This window comes from Brevibacterium linens ATCC 9172 (assembly GCF_900169165.1).
GTDB lineage: Bacteria > Actinomycetota > Actinomycetes > Actinomycetales > Brevibacteriaceae > Brevibacterium > Brevibacterium linens.
Window position 1 is genome coordinate 1 of the sequence record NZ_FXYY01000016.1, and the last position, 17263, is coordinate 17263.

Consider the following 17263-nt stretch of genomic DNA (forward strand, 5'->3'; position numbering starts at 1 on the left):
GTCAGCCATCGTGGGATGCCTTTCGTGAGGTTCTTGGCGGAACTACTAGCGGGATCCCACGATGGTTCTTCACATTTTTGGGGGTGAAGTCCCTGGTGGGAATGCCACCACTCTATGGGACTCACCCATCTATTCTGCACCAGGCTTTCTATCGATCATGTGTCGAACCGGTTTCAGATCTGCAACACAGCTCATGATTCACCCATTTGTCATGGTCCGGACACGGAAACGGCGCCCGAGGATTGCCTCCTCGGGCGCCGTGATCAGCGATTCGCTGCCACCTCAGGCGGCGCCGCCGGTGAGTGCATAGGCCTCGTCGACCGACGTCTCGTCGATGTGCCCGTCGACGCGACGCAGTGCCTTCCACCCGAGCGAGATGACGACGACCGACAGCAGCACTGCCCCGGCGCCGAAGAGGTACGGAGATCCCGCACTGATGGATTCCGACACCGCTCCGGCAACGATCGGTGCCACGGCACCGCCGATGAAGCGCACACCCGAATAGGTGCCCGAGGCGACCGGCCGGGGCAGGTCGCTGACCTCCATCGCCGATTCGGTGAAGACGGTGTTGAGCACACCCAGAAGCATGCCGGCCACGATGATGCAGACGACGATCCCGGCCAGCGATTCGACGAGGAAGGACATGACACCCAGCAGCACAGCGAGCGCGACGAGGGTGACGATGAGGCTGCGACGGCGCCCCATCCGCTTGGTCAGCACGGGAGCGCCGAACACCGAGGTGATCGCCACGCAGATGCCCCAACCGAAGAAGACGTAGCCGAGGCCCATGGCGCCGAAGTCCTCCATGCCCAGCTTCGCGGCGGCCGCCTCGACGGGGAACGGACTGTAGGCCAGCAGAATGAAGAAGCCGAAGTTGTACAGCAGCGCGGAGACGCCGAGGATGGCCACCCCCGGACGAGCGAGCGCTCGGAACGTGGCGCTGAGTCTGATCGGCTCCGCGGCAGCCCCGGTCGAGCTCGTGCCGCCCGGAAGCAGCACGATGATCGCGATGAAGCCGATGGCCATGAGCACTGCGGTGCCGAAGAACGGTCCGCGCCAGGAGATGCCCCCGAGGAGTCCGCCGAGCAGCGGGCCGGTGGCGATGCCGACGCCGAGAGCCGCCTCGTAGAGGATGATCGCCTTCTCCGCACCGCCGGACGCGGCGCCGACGATCGTCGACAGCGCTGTGGAGATGAACAGCGCGTTGCCCAGACCCCAACCGGCACGGAACCCGATGATCTGGTCGACGGATCCGGAGAATCCGGCCAGAGCCGCGAACGCGACGATGAGCACAAGACCGATGAGCAGCGTGGTCTTCGCACCGATGCGCGAAGACAGGAAGCTCGTGAAGAACATCATTCCGCCGGTGATGAACAGGTAGCTGGTGAACAGCAGCATCGATTGGGCGGGGCTGGCGTCGAGCTCGGCCGAGATGGCCGGCAGGATCGGATCGACCAAGCCGATGCCCATGAAGGCGATGACCGCGGCGAACGCGACCGCCCACACGGCACGTGGCTGGCGAAGGATCGACGTTCCCGCCCCGGGATCGCCGGGCGTTTCGTCCCCTGTTGTTTCGTTGTCTGCTGACGCTCTCATCTGCTGGTCGCGTCCCCTTTCCTGTGGTGCATTCGCTTCGAAATCAGTTCCGGAAGCGTGGAAGCGTGGTTGAAAACTGCGATGTGTTCGGCGGCTAGCCCGCGTCCGAGTCCGAATCCGGGCCCTCGATCTGCTCGTCGACGCCGTCGACCGGGTGGCGGTCCTTGAGGAAGTCCGATACCAGTCCCAGCGCACGATCGACGCTCTGCCGCTCCTCGACGCTCAGCGACTCGAAGTACGGCTGAATCTGCTCGATCATGATCGCCCGGTTCTCCGCCAGCCGCGCCCGACCGGCATCGGTGAGTGAGAACTGCGAAGCGCGACCATCCGTGGGGCTGGGCTCGCGCACGACGAGCCCGGCTTCCTCGAGTTTGGCGAGGAGCTTCGTCGCCGCAGGCTGAGAACTGAGATACCCTTGCGCAAAATGACCGACGCGGACAGGTTGATACTGCTCGACGACGGCGAGCGCACGCAGCGCCGCCAGTGAGTTCTCGTTGCCGATCACTCTTCGAAACGCTCTGGTCAGGCGCGACGAGACGACAACGAGCCGAGATACGAGTTCGGCCGAATCCACATCATCCATAACTTATTTATATACCCGTGTTATGCATTTCGGCAAGTCAGCCCCACCCGAATGTCACCATGTGTCGGACCTCACGGCCGCCTCGGTGACGGTCGTGCTAACCTGGCCTCACATGTTCCGGGGACGGTGAAATTCCGTACCGGCGGTCACAGTCCGCGACCCGCTCGCATTCGTGCAGGCGGTTGATTCGGTGAAATTCCGAAACCGACAGTCAGAGTCTGGATGGGAGGAGCATGGTGGCCTCGGCCGCTGTGTTCGGTGCATTCGACCGCACCGTCGCACGCGACTGAGACGCCCTGATGGTTGCACCCGCAATATCCTCCCTCCCGGCGAAGGCTCGGGAGGTTTTTCATGGGCACGCAGCCAGACGAGGCCGCGGAATTCACGGACCTCGAATCCGCGGCGATGGCCGCCGCTCTCAATGCGGCCCGCGAAGGAGTTCGCGGAGCGAATCCGCTGGTGGGCGCGGCAATCCTGACAGCCGACGGCCAGATCGTCACCGGTCACCACGGAGGTGCCGGAACGCCCCACGCCGAGGTGGACGCGATCACCACCGCCCACGACCTCGACATCGATCTGACCACCTCGACGCTGTTCGTCACGCTCGAGCCCTGCGCCCACCACGGCCGGACCGGCCCCTGCACCGAGGCGATCATCAACGCTCAAATCCCCTCCGTCGTCTTCGCCTCCCCCGACCCGAACCCCCTTGCCGCGGGCGGTGGACACACCCTCGCCGAGGCGGGGCTGACGGTCCGTTCGGGACTGTACGAAGCCGACTCCCGCGCTCTCAATGCCCGCTGGGTCCGGTCGACGGCCGAGGACCGCCCGTTCGTCACGGCGAAGATCGCGCAGAGCCTCGACGGGGCCGTCGCCGCCGATGACGGAACCAGCCGATGGATCACCTCGGCGGAGTCGCGCGCACACGCTCACGAGGTCCGGGCCCGAGTCGACGCCATCCTCGTCGGCACCGGCACCGCAGTGGCCGACGATCCGCGTCTCAATGCCCGCGGTCATGACGGAATCGCGCTCGACGATCAGCCGCGGCCCGTCGTGCTCGGAACCTCCGAGCTGCCGGTCACCTCGTTTCTCGCCCTCAACCCGAACACGCTGCATCTGCGCACCCATGATGTCCGGGACGCCCTGGACCAGCTGCACGCCGCCGGGGTGCGTCATCTTCTCGTCGAAGGAGGACCAACGGTGCTCGGCGCGTTCTTCGCCGCCGGGGTCGTCGACGAAGTCTTCTGCTATCAGGCTCCGCTGCTCATCGGCCCCGGCCGCAGCAGTGTCGACGGTTTGGACATCGGCACCCTGTCCGATGCGCTGCGACTGGTTCCCGACGATACGGAGACTCCGGCGGTCTCGCGGCTCGGCCCGGATTTCCTGCTGCACTTCGCAACGACAGCCCAGGAGCCAGCCGAACCCGGCTCCCGGCGGATCACGCACGCAGCCGCCGCAGACCCCCAGCCATCACCGACCAACACGTAGGAATCTGGAGTCACATGTTCACCGGAATCATCGAAGGACTCGGCACCGTCGAGTCCATCGAGCGCACAAACGATTCGGCCGCGATCACCATCGACGCCGGGCCCCTCGTCGCCGACCTCGAACTCGGCGGCTCGCTGGCCGTCAACGGTGTGTGCCTGACCTCGACGAGGCGGCCCACCGAACAGCGCCCCGGCCTCTTCACCGCCGAGGTCATGGGCGAGACCCTGCGCCTGACCGGACTCGGCACCCTGGGCACGGGCGACCGAGTCAACCTCGAACGCTGCACGCCCGCCTCGGGGCGCTTCGACGGCCATGTCGTCCAAGGACATGTCGACGGACGCGGTGAACTCCTCGACCGCATCGACCGTCCCGACTGGTCGACACTGCGCATCGGGCTCCCTGCCGAACTCGCCCCGCTGACCGCGGTCAAGGGGTCGATCGCCCTCAACGGGGTCTCCCTGACGCTGACGGCCGTGTCCGAGCCGAGCGCATCCTCGGCGTGGGTGGAGGTCGGCCTCATTCCGGCCACCCTGACCCACACGACGTTCGGCGAGCTGCCGGTGGGCGCGGCCGTGAACGTCGAGGTCGATGTGCTCGCGAAGTACACCGCACGCCTCCTGTCGTTCCGCACCACCATCCAGCAAGGAGTCGATCATGACTGATCCCATCGCCCACGCCAGCCGCCTCGATCCCATCGATGCGGCCATCGCAGCCGTCGCCGCCGGCCGGCCCATCCTCGTCGTCGATGATGAGGACCGGGAGAACGAGGGTGACCTCATCATGGCCGCCGAGTTCGCCGATCCCACAGCGATGGGCTTCTTTGTCCGGCACACCTCGGGCGTCATCTGCGCACCCATGACCGCCGACCGAGCCGCCGCCCTGCGTCTGCCGCCGATGGTCACCGACAACGAGGACCCGAAGGGCACGGCCTACACGGTCAGCTGCGATGCGGTCGGGGTGACCACGGGCATCAGCGCCGCCGAACGCGCCGAGACCGGTCGGGTCCTCGCCGCCGCCCACCCTGATCCGGCGGCGATCTCGCGGCCCGGCCATGTCTTCCCGCTCATCGCGAAGGACGGCGGTGTCCGGGAGCGCCCCGGCCACACCGAGGCCGGGGTCGAGTTCGCGCGTTTGGCCGGCGCGCAGCCGGTGGCAATGATCGCCGAGGTGGTCCACGACGACGGGTCGATGATGCGCTTCGACGCGGTGCGTGACTTCGCCGACGCCCACGACCTCGTCATGGTCTCGATCGAACAGCTCATCGCCTACCTCGAGCTGCGTGATACGGGTGCGTCGGTCGACTCCCCGGCGGCCGCCTCGGCGCACATCGCCGGTGTCCCTGGTGGGACCGGATCGGTGGAGGCGACCGCGGAGGTGGCTCTGCCGTCGGAGCACGGCAGCCTGCGGGCCCGCGCGTTCACGATCAACGGGCATGACCACCTCGGCGTGTTTGCGGGATCCCCGGATTCCGACGCAGCGGGTTCGGCGCCTCTCGTGCGGCTGCATTCGGAGTGCCTGACCGGGGACGTCTTCGGTTCGCACCGTTGCGACTGCGGTGAACAGCTCGACCTGGCGCTCGGCATCATCGCCGAACACGGCGGTGCGGTTCTCTACCTCACCGGGCACGAGGGCCGCGGAATCGGGCTGAGCAACAAACTGCGCGCCTACGCTCTGCAGGATCAGGGGCGGGACACCGTGGATGCGAACCGGGACCTCGGGTTCAACGACGATGCTCGCGACTACCGTGCCGCGGCGACGATCCTGCACTCGCTCGGGCTGACTCGCATCCGCCTGCTCACGAACAACCCGGCGAAGACCTCGGCCCTCGAAGAGCTGGGCATCACGGTCGAAGCTGTGGTTCCGCTCGAGGTCGCGGCGCGGCCGGAGAACACGCACTACCTGGTCACGAAGCGCGAACGCATGCACCATGTGCTCACGCTGCCGGAGGTCACGGGCACTGCCGGCACGGGCGCGGGTACCGTCGGCATGGGCGTGGGCAACGGTGCAGGTGCCGCCGGGGCCGTCGCCAGCTGAAACCCGCGCACCCACTCTGAACACGAACCAAGCTCTTCGGAGCCTTCGAACAAAGGACACACTCATGGCTCATTCCGGAGCACCAGAACTCACCGTCGACGCCGCTGACCTGCGCGTCGCCATCGTCGCCGCCTCCTGGCACACCCAGATCATGGACGGACTCGTCGACGGAGCCCAGCGCGCCGCCGCCGAGGCTGGAGCCGAGGCCACGCTCATCCGCGTGCCCGGCAGCTTCGAACTGCCCGTCGCCGCCGCGCGCCTGGCACCGCACTTCGACGCTGTCGTCGCCCTCGGCGTCGTCATCCGCGGCGGCACTCCGCACTTCGACTATGTCTGCCAAGCGGCCACCGACGGCCTCAATCGGGTCGCCATCGACTCGGGCAAGCCGGTCGGCTTCGGCGTGCTCACCTGCGACACCGAACAGCAGGGACTCGACCGCGCCGGACTCGAGGGGTCGGTCGAGGACAAGGGGCATGAGGCGATGACCGCCGCCCTCGTCACCGCCCAGGCCCTGGCGCCTTACACGCAGGGCTGAGTTGCGCTCATCTTCATCGAGAAACGGGCTGAGCGCCGAGAAACGGGTGTGTACACCCGTGTTTCGACGCTCAACCCGTTTCTCGGCGTGTGCTCGTCAGAAGAGCTGGCGGATGTTCGTGCGTGCGAGGTCGATGAGTTCGTCCCCCTTGCCCGAGAGCACCGTGCGGATCGCGTAGAGCGCGAAGCCCTTGGCCTGTTCGGCGGTGATCGACGGCGGCATCGACAGCTCCTGGCGTTCGGTGACGACATCGAGGACAGCCGGCCCCGGGTAGGCGAGGAATTCCTTGACGACCTTCGGCAGGTCCTTGGACTTCTCGACACGGAAGCCCTTGATCCCGACCGCCTCGGCGATGGTGGAGAAGTCGGGATCGTCGAGGTCGGTGCCGAACGTGACGAAACCGGCCGCCTTCATCTCGAGCTCGACGAAGTTGAGCGAGGAGTTGTTGTACACGACCGTCTTCACCGGCAGCTTGTTCTGGGTGAGCGTGATGAGCTCACCGAGCAGCATGGACAGGCCGCCGTCGCCGGCGAGCGCAATGGTCTGCCGGCTATCGAACGCCGACTGGACGCCGACGCTCTGCGACAGTGCGTTGGCCATCGAGCCGTGGCTGAAGGAGCCGATGAGGCGGCGCTTGCCGTTCATCGTCAGGTAGCGGGCCGCCCACACCACCGGCGATCCGACGTCGGGAACGAACACCGCGTCGTCATCGGCCATCTCGTCGAGGAGGCGGGTCAGATACTGCGGGTGGATCGTCCGCTTTGACGGAGTGGCCAGTTCGTCGAGGTCCTTCCGGGTCTTCTGGTAGTGCTTGGTCAGGGACTTGAGATGAGTGCTGCTGCGGTTGGCTTTGATCTGCGGCAGCAGCGCCTCGACGGTGTCGGCGACCGTTCCGACGAGCGGAATGTCGACCTTCGTGCGCCGCCCGATCTGGGATCCGCGCACATCGACTTGGATGACGGTGGCGTCCTCGGGGTAGAACTGCTGGTAGGGCAGGTCGGTGCCGAGCATGAGCAGGGTGTCGCAGTCCTTGAGTGCGGCGTAGCCGGAGGAGAATCCGAGCAGACCGGTCATGCCCACGTCGTAGGGGTTGTCGGGTTCGACGAATTCCTTGCCGCGCATCGTATGGACGATCGGGGCCTGAAGCTTTTCGGCGATGGCGAGCAGTTCGTCGTGGGCGCCCTCGGTGCCGGCACCGGCGAGGATCGTCGTCTTCTTGCTCTTGTTGAGCGCCTTGGCCGCGGCTTCGACCTGGGAGGCTGCGGGGATCATGTGCGACGGGTAGGCCTTGACCACCTCGGCGGCGGCATCGATGTCGGCCAAGCCGATATCGCCGGGGATGACGAGGACGGCCACGCCGCGCTTCTCGATGGCCTCACGCATGGCGATGCGCAGCAGTCGAGGCATCTGCTCGGCCGAGGAGACGTTTTCGACGTAGACGCTGCAATCGCGGAACAGTTCGGTCGGGCGGGTCTCCTGGAAATAGTTCGAGCCGATCTCGTCGCTGGGGATCTGGGCGGCGATGGCCAGCACGGGAACCCGTGAACGCTGGGCATCGAAGAGCCCGTTGATGAGGTGGAGGTTGCCGGGTCCGCAGCTGCCGGCGCAGACCGCGAGTTCCCCGGTCAGTGCGGCCTCGCCGCTGGCGGCGAAGGAGGCGGCTTCCTCGTGACGGACATGGACCCATTCGAGCTGCGGGTTGACGCGGAGGGCATCGGTGAATCCGTTGAGCGAATCTCCCGGGATGCCGTAGACGCGCTTGACTCCGCTGGCGACAAGGGTATCGACGATGTTTCTGGCGACGGTGGGCATTGACTTCCTTCCGTTGAACCATGGCACCGGGGGTGCATTCACAGCCCCGGCAGGGGCGGCCCCGTGATCGAGGCCTTGACAGCACTTTCAGTCTAGCCCCGAAGTCCAGCAGGGCGGCTGTCCGATTCCTCACCCACGAATGCGGGAATATCTCCCGTATCGGTCTGGGAACGGCCTCGCCGAGGCGGCATTCACGTCTGCGCAGACAGCAGGGTCATACATCCGCGCACACCACCGTCGAGCATGGCGATGCCGATGAGCCGCCAGATCGGGCCGAGAACCAGGGCGATCAGCCACAGGCCGACGGGCCCGAGGCGGAGAGGACGACCGTCCGCGACCGTGTCGACGAGTGCTGTTCAAGGCTCGGGTACCTGAATCGGCCGGCCACCTGACCGAAGCCGACGAGGCCGAGGGAGATGGCCGCCAGACCGTAGTCGGCACCGCGTTCGATGATGAGCGGGATGGTGTTGATCGTCACCGCGAAGAGGGTGAAGGTCGCGATCACGATCTGGAGGGTGATGAAGCGCGGGTGACGGGTGACGTGGAGCAGTTCGGCCCGGCTCGGGCGTTCGGTGCGGTCGGCCGCCTCGTCGGTCCAGGTGCGGTTGAGGACTGGCGGTCAGTCCCCCGCGCGGCTTATCGTTCGTCGTCAAGGCCCTCGCCGAAGCGGCGCTCCGTTCCCACGCCACGACCTGTTCCTGCGCCGAGGTGACCCGAGGTCTCCACCTCGGCCGCGGTCCGCAGCCGGTTCAGAGCCGTATCCCACGGGATGCGTTCCTGTTCGAGCCGGACGCCTCCTTCAGCATGTAGTCGTTCGAGGGCACGTGCCTCGGTGCCGGTCAGATGCGCGAAAGTGCCGGTGCTCGGCTTCGGTTCCGGTACCCAGAGATCCTGGTGTGCGAGCAGAGTTGCTTCGTCCATGAGCACGGATTCGACCTCCGGCAGATGGCTGCGCAGGCGGTTGAGGATCGCGAAACCATGGGAGTCGAGGTCGCCCCAATAGATCACACGCGCACCGTCGATCCAGTCCAATCGAGCGACCCCGTCGACGGCATAGCCAGAGCCGTGTACGGCCACGGCACCCGGCCAATCCGGCATGGCGAGCACTGATTCGAGGTTCTCGAAGACGAAGACCAGCCTCGGCGATACGGGCAGTCGACCGAGTCGGGAGATCGGAGCGGTCACATCGTCGAGGGACGCGGCGGCTGCTCTGACCGAGGTGCGATCGACGGTGACCTCATGATCCACGGCGCCGATCAGGGTCCCGTCGAGGATACGCAGCCGCAGTCGCGGTTCGGCGTCGAGGACGGTCACCGCATCGGCGTGGCCGATCCCTCCGAGCAGGGCGGTGACGAGGCTGCGGTGGGTCTCGAACCACTTCGAGTCCACCCCGCGGATGGGCAGCTGTCTGGGTCGCAGCGATCCGAGCGGATGGGTGCACAGCCAGTCGACGACGTCGATGACAGTAACGAATGCGGCGTCGGACAAGGAGAGGATCCGTTTCGACTGGGAACGTATCGCCGCGGCAAGGGAGGTCCCGTCTTCAACAGCCTCGGCATCTGCGTCACCGATCGCTTCAGTGCCGTTCGATACGGGTCCCAAACGTTCTCGGATCAGCTGAGCCCGGTCGCGCAGGATCCGCCAGTCTCGAGCAGTGTCGCCGCCGACGAAAGCGGCCACTGCATCAGGGGTCAACAATCGCAGTCGGACCGGAACACGTTGCCTGCCGACGCGGACCCAACTGCGTTCTTCCCAATCGATCTCGAGCTCAGCAGGAGCGCCCGCGGCAGCCGCCCCCGCACGCTCCCGGACCGCCCGCCAACTGCCGGCCCAGTTCGCGGCGGCAGCCTGATCGGAGAGCACCTGCTTCTCCGTCGGGGGTTTGAGGGCGACCTCGATTCGCACCTCCTCGACCTGCTCCGCCGCCCACGAGGCCATGGACGAACTCAGGCGCTTGCGCGCCTTCGCTCGGGCCTCGGCGACGGAGAGCATCGTCATTGGGCGTCCGACTCCTCGAAATCGAGCTCGACTTCACCGGCTACACGGACGCTCTCGGAGCTGTCCGCACCCGTGGAACCACCTGTCCCACCAGCGCCGACCGGCTCCTCGCCCGCGCCATCAGCCGAATCCGAATTCGAGCCCGACTCCGTTCCTGTAGCCTCCCCGCGCACGGACTCGTCCCACACCATCGTCGAGGTCAGGGTCTTCTGCCGGCTCGGATTCTCGATCGAGGTCGCCGCCCCCACATACGGTTCGATCGTCTGCAGCAGCTTCTGCGGGGTGGCGAGCACCATGTGGAACCCGAACTCGATGAAGATGTCGAGAGCCATCCGGGTGTAGCGGGTGTCGGCCTTGTCGAAGGCCTCGTCGAGGATGATCGTGCCGTATTTCGAGATCGCCTCGTCCGGGTCGGCCAGCTGATACCGCAGCGCTGCCGCCAGGCAGAAGATCACGAGCTTCTGCTGCTGGCCACCGGACATCGCAGCACCCGAATCGTAGGTGGCGTGCGCGCGCCCGTGATCGTCGATCTCCTCGGCGAGGAAGCTCACGTGCAGACGTGTGTCCAGACATTGGGTCTTCCACACCTTGTCGACGTGCTCGCTGGAGGCGAATCGGCGCATCACCTCGGCGAGGGTGTCGTACTTCTTCTCCGCGGTCTCCATATCGTCCTCGCCCCAGCTGCCGCTGGCGACGAGTCGAAGATCGGCGATGAAGGCGTTGACGGTCTCGGAGCGGCGGGTCTTGACCTTGAGCCGCAGGTACCGGTCCTCGTCGAACTGCGAGCGCAGCAGGGACGAATTGATCGGGGCGACCCGATCCTCGATCTCGCGCGGAGCGGCGTGGATCTCGTTGAGGAGTTCGCCGATGAGGTCACGGGAGCGCTGCTGCAGCAGATCCCGGAAACGGTTCTCATGATCGGGCAGGCCGTGCGCTTCGATCTCATCGAGCATCGCCAGATAGGCTCGACGATCATCGACTTCGGCTGTCAGCTGGGACGATACCGACGGCCATGCGGCCTTGAACTCGGCGGCCAGCCGCGTCACGGACTGCCCCGACCGGCTTGCTTCGGCCTGGGCCCGGTCCTTCTCCTCCTGCAGCACCTGCGAGACCTGCTGGCCCACCTCGGCGAGGTTCTCCCGCTTGATGCTGCGTTGGATCTTGCGGAAGCGTTCGTCGAGCTGTTCGCCGAGGTGGCCCTCCACAACCGCTACCCGACCGGAGTCGACGTCGTCTTCGATCCGGGTGATGTTCGAGCGCAGATCCGTCGATTCTTCGTTCGCTCGGCGCAGGGCATAGTCGGCTTCGGACCTCGCGGTCTCGGCCGTGTCCTTGACTGCTTTCGCCTCACGTTCGGCGCCGATCGCCTGCTGCAGGTCGCCGTCGGCGTCTTCGAGTTCGGCCAGCTGCCGTTCGAGAGTCGCGACTCTCTCCGCCGCGCCGTCGCGGTCGACGTCGCGCCAGGACTGTTCGCGAATGCCGGCGAGGATGCCGCGGCGGCGGTGGGCCTGTGCGGTTTCGGCGTCGGCTGCCGCGACCACCTGTTCGGCGGCGGCCAGTTCCGACTGAGCCTCTTTGAGGGATTCGACGAGGGCTTCGAGTTTCGCTTCGCGGTCGCCGAGGACCCATTGGCTGCGATCGTCGATAGCTCGCCGGTCGTCTTTTTCGTAGCGGGTGCGTGAGGTCTTGATCTGTCCTTTGACGGTGACGGCGCGCGGGTGGTCGTCGAGTTCGTCGGGGTAGTCGACGCAGGCGAAGTCGAAGCGTTCGGACAAGGTGGTCCGGACCCAGTCGCCGAAGCCGGTGTCGGAAACATGCACCTTGTTCACCAGCGACTTCTCACTGCCGACGGGGCGAGGGCTCGGCACCGAGTGCGGGATCTCCTCGAAGACGAGTCGGCCGCGGATGCGGTGGGCGTCGACCCAGGTGCGCACTGCCGAGAGGTTCTCCGCCCGGACGAGGACGGTCAGTGCCATGGGGCGCAGCACTCGTTCGATCGCGCCGGTCCACCGGGCCTCGTCGGGGTCGACTTCGATGAGTTCGGCGGCGAACGGCAGCGCCTTCTCGCTCAGACCGGTGCCGGCGGCGAGTTCGGAGCGGATCGCCAGGAGGTTGTTCGGCACAGTCGATCCGGACCGGCGCAGCGATTCGATCTCACCTTCGAGTTCGCGCACCTTGGCCCTCGCTTGGGAGAACCGGTCATGGTCGGCGTGGCTGGGCCCGGCGACCTGCGTGTCGTCGTCGAGGCTGGAGGCGATCTGAGCCTGGAGTTCGGCGAACTCGGCGGCCGTGGTCGGAGCGTGCTCGATGCCGGCCTGCTCGAGTTGCCGGGCCAGTGACGCCCAGCGTTCGGCGATGGCGCGGCGTTCCGTCTCGGCTGTGTCGATGCGCTGCTGCAGGTGTTCGGCCTCGGAACCGCCGAGTTCGAGAGTGGCTCGCCTGGCCAAGTCGTATTCGTCGACGGCGGCATCGCAGTCGCGTTTCGCGCGGTCGGCGGTGACTTCGAGTTCGACGATCTGCCGCGTCAGCGCGGACAGGTCGGCACGCAGGATATCGAGCTCACGCCGTTTCTGGTACGGCAGCAGGGCTTCACTCAGGGCGATCGACTTCGCGGCGATGTCATTGGCGGTCTCGAAGCGGGAAGCGGCTTCACGCAGCTGAAGCAGGTGGTCGCGCTGTTTGCGCAGCTGCACGACATGGTCGTGAGCGTCCTTGAGGTCACCGAACTGGGCGACGGCAGTGTCTGCGAGGTCGAAGGTCACCGGGGTTTCGAGCATATGGTCCCGGAAGAGCCGGTCGAGGCTGTCGAGGCTCTTCGCCGACTGGGTCTTGTGCAGCAGCTGGAGAGCGGACTCGTCGGCCATGCCGAAGGTCTTGCGCATCCGCGCATAGAACTTCCCGTGGGATCCGTTCGAGGTGATGACGGCATCAGGATGGTCGGCCTTGAGTTTGCGAGTCTCGAGGCCGGACCGGGCATAGTGCTGCAGGTCGGAGAGGTCGAGGTCGGCACGCTCGAGGACGCAGGCGTCGGAGAGGTCCGTCGCCTTCGTCGCCGACCCCTTGATGAAGAAGAGCCGGGCCAAGGACAGAGGTCTGTCGCTGCCGTTGTCGTAGCGGAGAATGATTCCGCTCCAGGTGGCGCGCGGGCGCAGGTATTTGCTGACGACGCGGTCTTCGTCGGAGTCGGCGGTCCGGGTCCAGGCTCCGCGGACGTAGCTGACGAGGCTGCGCTGGTCGAGACGAGCACCCGCGGTCTGAGCGGCGACGTTGAAGCGCAGCCACTTGTCCGGGGTGAGGACGGCGGCGATGCCGTCGAGCAGCGATGATTTGCCGGAACCGGAAGGACCGGTGATGAGGTGGCCCTTGTGGGAGACGGGGATCCGGTGGATATCCGAGTCGAAGGTGCCCCAGTTCGCGATCTGGATCTCGCTCAGCCGCCACTGGCTGCCGACGTCGGGTCGGTTCGCTCCGCGGGCGCGCGCCTGATCGGCGACGAAGGCCGCGTCGAGCGGGAAGAGTGCCTCGGTCACGCGTCGTCCTCCTCGGTGACGGTGTCTGCATCGGTTTCGGTGGCGGCGACGGAACCGTCATCGGACTCCACCCCCGCCTCGGCGGCGGCATCGATTTCGGGTTCCTCCCCGGTGTCGGCCTCACCTGCGGCGATGCGTTCGTAGACGGCGATGAGCTCGCGCACGCGATCCTCGTCGATGAGGAACTTCACCATCGGGGAGATCTCGAAGCGGTCCTCGCCGGCCTTGTGGAGCACCCGCAGCCGGTTGCTCATTCGCGACCACGCGCCGTTGAGGTTGCGCTGGAACGTCGATTCGTCGCCGGTGCGGTAGATCGCGAGGCGCTCGTAGACCTCTTCGCGGTCGACGATGACGCGCTTCTCCCCCGGCGCGGCCAGCAGCAGCTGTCGGAGCACGAGCAGCATGGCCGTGTCGAGGAAGGTCAGGCGTTCGCTGCGCACTGCGGCGGGGGCGTCGATTTCGTCGGTGACGATTTTGCGGGTGAACGCGAATTCGTCGACGCGGTCGATGACGAGGTCGAGGAACAGGTCATGCAGGCGTGATCGGACGAGGCCTTCGTCGGCGACGAGCGCGGCCCACAGCTGCGGGGCCTGGGTGCCGGACACGTATGGTCCCTTGAGCAGTTCGAGCAGCACTCGGCGGGTGCGCTCTCCCAGCGATCCGGTGTCTCCGGACCACAGTCCACTGGGGTTGTGGTCGAAACCGTCCGCGGATGCCGTGGTCGACTCGGCGACAGAATCGGTGGATTCCCTCGCCGAGGCGGCTCCCGCCTCGGCGCCGAATGTGCGCTCATCTGCCGATGAAGTCCGGTGGGCACCATTGCGGGCTTCCACCTCGGCGGGGGCTGTGTCGTTGTCGTGGTCGGTGGGGCTCATAGGGTGATGCCTTCGGTGAAGTAGTGGCGGCGGATCGCGGCGGTGCGGGCGATGCCGTCGACGCCGGTCCACGTGAGGATTTCGCGGTTGCCGACATCGACGTGGCCATAGGTGCTGGCCAGGGACAATAACCCGACGACGCTGGCCAGGCCCTGGGTCGCGGGGTGGGTCTCGAGCACCTCGGCGACGGAGGCTTCATGGGTGGAGGTGAGTGAGGAGTTGATGTTTTCGGTGAGCTCGGCGAAGTCGATCTCCGATTCGCGAGCGACGGCGATGAGTTCGGCGAAGTCGATCTCCGAGTCAGTGGCCTCGCCGAGTTCCGCTCCGGCATCGAACTCCTCGGGGTCGTGGAGGATGACCTCACCGACGCTGCCCAGCGACACGCTTGAGAGTTCGAGGTCGATGCCGATCTCATCGTAGGGCTTGAGCTCCTGCGACACGGGCGCGGCCGCGGCGAGGCCCTCCTGGAGCAGAGTGCGCATGACGCGGTCGCGTTGGAATTCGTGGGAGTGGACGTAACGACGCAGGCCCCGGGCGAATTCGGTGAGGATGTCCGAGACCTCGTGGGAGCCGTCCTTCATCTGGCGCATCAAGGTGCGCAGGGAGCGACGGGTGGCAAGGGAGAGGGTGGCGGAGAAGTCCCGGTCGAGGATGGCCGCGATGTCGTCGTCGAAGGACGCGGACTGTTCGGGGTCACGGACGAGTGCGGAGAACGCCGAGAACGTGCGGCCCTCGTCAGAGGACTCGATGAGGTCGACGCCGCGGAAGACTTCGTCCAGTACTTGTGATCGGGAGTCCTCGGCGGCCAGTATCGAGATCCGCAGTTCCTGGTTGAGCTCTTCGAAGCGGGCACGCACGCGGGCGAAGTCGGCGGGCAGACCCTGTGCCTGTTGGAGGATGTCGGAGACGCGTTCGTTTGCGCGCCTGCGGTCGAGGACGACCGAACGCGGGTCGCCGCGACGGACGCGGGCGATCTCGGCATCGATGCGGTCGCGTTCGGCGCGGAGAGCAGCCAGTCGACGGGAGCTGTCCGGGTCGGTGTCGATGGCCAGCTGACGCACGGACTGGGCGAGGCTGACCAACCGGGATTCGGTGGCGGTCTGCGGAGGTGTGCGCAGCTGTTCGAGCATGCGGATGGCGTCGAAGCCGGCGGCGGAGAGCTCGTAGGTCTCGCCTCTGGCCCCGGTGGCGGGCCGGCGGACGAGGATCTCCGCGCGTCGCCAGTCATCACAGTAGGCCTTCGCGGTCCGCAGCGAGAGGTCGAAGTGGTCGCGGAGCTCTTCGAGGTCGGCATCGATGCTTTCGTGCAGATCCTCGGTGTTCATCCTCGTGCCGGGCCTGCCGAGGTGGGCGTCGAGGGTTCCGGCCATGACGGCGAGGTTGTCGGCCCGGAGCATGCGCAGGGTGGCATTCGATTCGAGCAGACGCCGGTAGGCGAGCGCGGAGGACAGGGCGGACATAGCAACTATTCTCGATGCACCGGCGGGTCCGCGCCAATTCGCGGCTCAGCGCCAGCGCATGCGCAGCACCGAGGTCATCGACCAAGGATCGCCTCCGCGCACGGCTGCAAGGATGCCGGCCCCGCCGGGACTGCGGGTGTAGATCGGTTCACCTCCTCCGATCCAGGTGTCCCAGGCGGCGGCGAAGGCCACGGCGCGTTCCTTCTTCGTCCCCAGCACGGCGGGCACGCCCACCCAGATCGGGTCGGCCTTCTGGGCGGTGCCGGTCCCCCACCTCAGCTGCGTCCACCAGCCACGCAGCCCATGGGCGCGCCTCGGCAACTGCCAGCACGGAAGCAGGTACCGCGGGTCACCGATCGGTGACACCGCTTCGTCGAGCGCGAGAGCGAAGGCCTCCGCCGAGGCGGGATCCGCGTCGAGGTGACACCGCAGGTCACCGCGTGCATCGATCCTCATCCGCACCGCGTCGGCTCCTGAACTGCTCAGCTCGAGGGAATGAAGCGCCTCGGCAACGGCACCGGCGATCTGCGCGACTGTCGGGGTGACCCCGTAGATGCGGTGCCTGCGACCGCCGGCAATGGTGAGGACGCAGGGCAGGCTCAGCAGCAGTCCGACGGCGATGATGCCGAGGATCCACGCCGCGGCTCCGCTGCTCAGCACCGCTGTCGCCGCCATGACGAGACCCACCGTTGCCCAGACGATGACGATCGGCATGCGAAGAGTGACGGGGAGGATCTTTCCGGGGTCGCCGTCGCGGTGCCGCGGCCTCGGGATGATGCCTTCAGCACCAGCAGCGGCATCAGCCGCGGCACGAGCGCCGTCGGAGGCGTTTTTCGTCGGCGCAATCTCGGGCCGGGGATGATCGGCGACGATCCGCACCGTCCGCAGCTCCTCGTCGCGGTAGTCCGCGCCGACGTTCCACCGTTGCGCCACCTCGGTGCGGGCTTGCGCACGCGTGATCATCCGCGCATTGATGGCGTCGATATCGTCCTCGGGCGGGTGGAACGGCGAGAACGCGGGGTCGATATGGGCGACGCCGTCGACGATCTCGCCGCTGGAGTCGGTGCCGAAGAAGCCGTCGTGCTTGCGCACGAGTCGGCCCCAGTCCTGTCCTCCGCGCGGGTGGTCTGGGCTGATGCACACAACGGTCCAGTTGAGGGCGACCTTCTGTGCCCAGTTCGGATCTTCGCGCAGCGCCCGGCCGCGGGTCTGCGTCACGGCGGTCGGGGTGGTCGCGGTGGTGAGGTCGATGAGTCCGGTCACGGCCGGTGCATCCCAACCTTCGCCGAGCAGCGCCCGGGTGCCGACGAGCACCTGCGCTGACCCGGAAGTGAAGAACGAGGTCACGTACGGCA

Annotated in this window: 13 protein-coding genes and 1 riboswitch; of the genes, 4 read left to right on the forward strand and 9 right to left on the reverse strand. The window is 66.7% G+C overall.

Annotated elements, in window-relative coordinates; translation table 11 throughout:
* Window positions 1–282 precede the first annotated feature (282 nt).
* Window positions 283–1596, reverse strand: a complete 1314-nt coding sequence (locus tag BLIN9172_RS12140) for an MFS transporter (RefSeq protein WP_101555308.1) — start codon at window positions 1594–1596, stop codon at window positions 283–285.
* 94 nt (window positions 1597–1690) lie between these two features.
* The gene (locus BLIN9172_RS12145; protein WP_101555309.1) at window positions 1691–2179 is read right to left on the reverse strand and encodes a MarR family winged helix-turn-helix transcriptional regulator; all 489 of its coding nucleotides are present in this window, start codon (window positions 2177–2179) and stop codon (window positions 1691–1693) included.
* 109 nt (window positions 2180–2288) lie between these two features.
* Window positions 2289–2417: riboswitch (FMN riboswitch) on the forward strand.
* A gap of 113 nt (window positions 2418–2530) precedes the next feature.
* Here BLIN9172_RS12145 and ribD point away from each other — a divergent pair.
* The 4 genes from ribD to ribH all read left to right on the forward strand — a co-directional run bounded on the left by ribD (window position 2531) and on the right by ribH (window position 6233).
* A complete protein-coding gene (ribD, locus tag BLIN9172_RS12150) occupies window positions 2531–3664 on the forward strand; it encodes a bifunctional diaminohydroxyphosphoribosylaminopyrimidine deaminase/5-amino-6-(5-phosphoribosylamino)uracil reductase RibD (protein WP_240812107.1) in 1134 nt (377 codons plus the stop codon).
* Between the two features lie 14 nt (window positions 3665–3678).
* The gene (locus BLIN9172_RS12155) at window positions 3679–4326 is read left to right on the forward strand and encodes a riboflavin synthase (protein WP_101555310.1); all 648 of its coding nucleotides are present in this window, start codon (window positions 3679–3681) and stop codon (window positions 4324–4326) included.
* On the forward strand, window positions 4319–5698 hold the full coding sequence (ribA, locus tag BLIN9172_RS12160; RefSeq protein WP_170286908.1) for a GTP cyclohydrolase II: 1380 nt from the start codon (window positions 4319–4321) through the stop codon (window positions 5696–5698). The genes BLIN9172_RS12155 and ribA overlap by 8 nt, the downstream gene beginning before the upstream one ends.
* Before the next feature lie 64 nt (window positions 5699–5762).
* The gene (gene ribH / locus BLIN9172_RS12165) at window positions 5763–6233 is read left to right on the forward strand and encodes a 6,7-dimethyl-8-ribityllumazine synthase (protein WP_101555311.1); all 471 of its coding nucleotides are present in this window, start codon (window positions 5763–5765) and stop codon (window positions 6231–6233) included.
* Window positions 6234–6329: 96 nt separating this feature from the next.
* On the opposite strand, the gene poxB is transcribed toward ribH, so the two are convergent.
* The 7 genes from poxB to BLIN9172_RS12200 all read right to left on the reverse strand — a co-directional run bounded on the left by poxB (window position 6330) and on the right by BLIN9172_RS12200 (window position 17255).
* Entirely contained in the window at window positions 6330–8045 is a 1716-nt protein-coding gene (gene poxB, locus BLIN9172_RS12170) for a ubiquinone-dependent pyruvate dehydrogenase (protein WP_101555312.1), read from the reverse strand.
* 289 nt (window positions 8046–8334) lie between these two features.
* On the reverse strand, window positions 8335–8550 hold the full coding sequence (locus BLIN9172_RS12175) for a hypothetical protein (protein WP_101555313.1): 216 nt from the start codon (window positions 8548–8550) through the stop codon (window positions 8335–8337).
* Window positions 8551–8681: 131 nt separating this feature from the next.
* The gene (locus tag BLIN9172_RS12180; protein WP_101555314.1) at window positions 8682–10043 is read right to left on the reverse strand and encodes a Wadjet anti-phage system protein JetD domain-containing protein; all 1362 of its coding nucleotides are present in this window, start codon (window positions 10041–10043) and stop codon (window positions 8682–8684) included.
* Complete coding sequence (locus BLIN9172_RS12185) at window positions 10040–13573, reverse strand: ATP-binding protein (protein ID WP_101555315.1); 3534 nt, start codon at window positions 13571–13573, stop codon at window positions 10040–10042. Before BLIN9172_RS12185 ends, BLIN9172_RS12180 begins: the two co-directional genes overlap by 4 nt.
* Window positions 13570–14448: a DUF4194 domain-containing protein gene (locus tag BLIN9172_RS12190; RefSeq protein ID WP_240812108.1), complete on the reverse strand. Its 879-nt coding sequence runs from the start codon at window positions 14446–14448 to the stop codon at window positions 13570–13572. The genes BLIN9172_RS12185 and BLIN9172_RS12190 overlap by 4 nt, the downstream gene beginning before the upstream one ends.
* On the reverse strand, window positions 14445–15908 hold the full coding sequence (locus tag BLIN9172_RS12195) for a DUF3375 domain-containing protein (RefSeq protein ID WP_101555316.1): 1464 nt from the start codon (window positions 15906–15908) through the stop codon (window positions 14445–14447). Before BLIN9172_RS12195 ends, BLIN9172_RS12190 begins: the two co-directional genes overlap by 4 nt.
* A gap of 45 nt (window positions 15909–15953) precedes the next feature.
* A complete protein-coding gene (locus BLIN9172_RS12200) occupies window positions 15954–17255 on the reverse strand; it encodes a hypothetical protein (protein ID WP_145997956.1) in 1302 nt (433 codons plus the stop codon).
* Window positions 17256–17263: the final 8 nt, after the last annotated feature.